This is a genomic window from Arenibacter flavimaris (genome assembly GCF_030291335.1).
Taxonomy (GTDB): domain Bacteria; phylum Bacteroidota; class Bacteroidia; order Flavobacteriales; family Flavobacteriaceae; genus Arenibacter.
Genome location: NZ_JASWIM010000083.1, coordinates 1 through 2,620, shown reverse-complemented (window position 1 = coordinate 2,620; position 2,620 = coordinate 1). Strand labels below are relative to the sequence as shown.

Genomic DNA, 2,620 nt, shown 5'->3' with positions numbered 1-2,620 from the left:
TGGCTATTTCGGAGTTATGACGCCACCATTTTCGGTCAAATTGCGCCACTTTGAAAGATCTTACAATTATAAAAAAAATTTAGGTTTATATACTCTTTAAAGTTCCTTTTCTTAATGATTCACCTTGTAGGTTGATACGATGTGAGGAGTTTACGATCCTATCGAGCAAAGCATCCGCTTGAGTCCCGTCCCCACCTATGATTTCGTACCACGCGGATACCGGTATCTGAGTGGATATAATGGTGGAGGCCCTATTATACCTGTCATCGATAATATCCATTAATGCCTCTCTTGCGTGATTATCGAAGGCTTGAAGTCCAAAATCATCAAGAATAAGTAAGTCCGCTTTTAGCAGCTTGGCCAGTTCTTTTAAATAGGTCCCATCTACTTTGCTCAGCTTCAGTTTCTTCAACAGCCGGGCGGTATTTGCATAAACGGTTTTATATTCCATCATGCACGCCTGGTGGCCTAGGGCCTGGGAGAGATAGCTCTTGCCACACCCACAAAGGCCACAGATGATTATATTTTCCTTTCTTTCGATAAAGTCCAGCGTACCCAAACGCAGGAACATATTTTTATCCAGGTCGCGGTCATGGGTATAATTCACATCCGCCAGAGATGCCTGCTGACGAAAGCCAGCTTGTTTTAAAAGCCGACCGATCTTACTGTTCTGCCGGTCTTCCCATTGGTGGTCGATAAGCAGTGCCAGATATTCATCTGCCGTCATATCACTGAGCCGGTTGCTTTTTACGTGCTGAAGGTGCAGCTCGGCCATAGCCCCCAGTCGCATTTGTTTGAGTTTTTCAATAGTTTGATTGTTGTTCATTGTTTTAAATTTAATGGTGAATATTATTTGTATGCGGAGGCTCCTCTTAAATTTCCGTGTTCGGGAATATGAGGTTTATCCTCTTCCAGGTCCTGATAGAACAGGGAGCTTTTATCCAGGTTGTTCTTCAGGATATTCTTGATGCGCCCGTAGGTGGCGGCATCGGCCCGAAGCGCCCGTTTGCAGGCATCGTCCAACCTTTTGGACCCGTAGGCCTTATGGAGCTGGATGACGCCCATGGCCCGTTTATAGCCTATCTCGGGATAATCCCCGGTCTTGAGTATTTCCTCTATACAGCCAAGTACGTGCTTGCCATGGATTCCGGCCTTCTTTTTAAAGAACTCGGGGCTCCAGTCGGAGTAGAACCTATGGGTGCTACTGAGATGGTCCGCATTGGTATTGTAGCTTCCCTTGGAGGGATTGCGATTATGCAGGGCGATACGCTCATGATAAAAATAGACCTCTACCATGCTTGCGGTGTAATGGATAGTGGTCTCCTTTCCTATATAGCGGTATGGGACACTGTAGTAGCTCTTATCCGGGGAGAAGTACACATAGCCCATCTTCTGAACCTTGGCCCTGCGGTAATCCTTAAGCTCATAGGCACTAGTAGGTAAAGGTTTCAGGTACTCCCGTTCCACCATTTGAAAGAGTTCCAGCCGACTGGCCTGTTTTCTTTTGAACAAGAGGTCGTTATAGGACCCCAATAGGCGTCTTATCTCCCGGTTGAGATCCTGCAAAGAGAAGAAGGTCATGTTGCGCAGGGGATAATAGATGCGCTGGTAGGCCAGGTTCACCGCGTTCTCGCACAACGCCTTATCCTGCGGTGAGTACCCACGGGCAGGATTGATCACGCAATTGTAATGATGGGCGAAGTCCTTGAAGCTCCGGTTGATGTCGGCCTCATATCTGCTCGCACGTTTGACGGCCGACTTGAGGTTGTCCGATACGATGGCCTTGGGCACGCCCCCGTAGAACTGCAGTGCGTTGGCACAACATTTGATCAGGTCTTCGCGTTTCTGGCTCCTGCAGGCCTCCACATAGGTGTAATGGCTGTTGGGAAGGATGGCGACGAAGACCTCCACATCGACGATCTCTCCCGAACTACGGTCCACGATCTGGAGTTTCTTACCGGCAAAATCAATGAAAAGCTCATGGCCGGGGTCGTGCTCGAGCTTCATGGAGCCTTTGAGCTTTGCATATTTACGGTGGTAATGTTCCATGAACTGCGTGTAGCCATAAGGGTCGTCCACCTGCTGGACATATTCCTGATAGTGGAAAAGATAGGTGAACCCGGGATGGTCCCTGGCCTTGTTCATCCGCTCGAAATAGCGGGTCAACTGGTCAAAACGCCTATTGTCTATAGTGCTGTGGGAAGTGAAAAGGGCCTCCAGGACGGCGTTATCGCAGGCCAATAGTTCCTTGAGGGTATGGTCACCGGCCTTAAAGGCCTGCATGTAACCGTTCACGGTGTTGCGTGCAATTCCCAGGGTGGCGCTGATCTTGCGGTTGCTAAGGCCGTCCAGGTGCAGTGAGATAATCTGTTTTAAGTCCATAGGATCAAGTGTATTAGCCATATCGCATTGAATTTTAGCGATAAGGTAATTGCTCGATCTTTCAAAGTGGCGCAAAACGAACCGAAATGACTCCTGGATTGGCAGAAGTGGCACAAAACGAACCGAAATCACTGGCGCAAAACGAACCGAAATCCCTCAGGGAAGTGGCGCAGTTTGAACCGAAATCACTGGCGCAATGAAACCGAAAAGCCTGGCGCAATTTGGTCCGAAGTATCCA

2 protein-coding genes are annotated in these 2,620 nt (G+C 48.6%); both read right to left on the bottom strand.

Going from position 1 to position 2,620, the window contains the following annotated elements:
* Positions 1-85 precede the first annotated feature (85 nt).
* Entirely contained in the window at positions 86-826 is a 741-nt protein-coding gene (istB, locus tag QSE00_RS25085) for an IS21-like element helper ATPase IstB (RefSeq protein ID WP_093977252.1), read from the bottom strand.
* Between the two features lie 23 nt (positions 827-849).
* A complete protein-coding gene (gene istA / locus QSE00_RS25080; RefSeq protein WP_286108014.1) occupies positions 850-2,403 on the bottom strand; it encodes an IS21 family transposase in 1,554 nt (517 codons plus the stop codon).
* Positions 2,404-2,620 lie beyond the last annotated feature (217 nt).

Excerpts from the sequence above, each read along its gene's own strand:
- istB (WP_093977252.1), bottom strand. The coding sequence starts at position 826 with ATGAACAACAATCAAACTATTGAAAAACTCAAACAAATGCGACTGGGG.
- istA (WP_286108014.1), bottom strand. The coding sequence starts at position 2,403 with ATGGCTAATACACTTGATCCTATGGACTTAAAACAGATTATCTCACTG.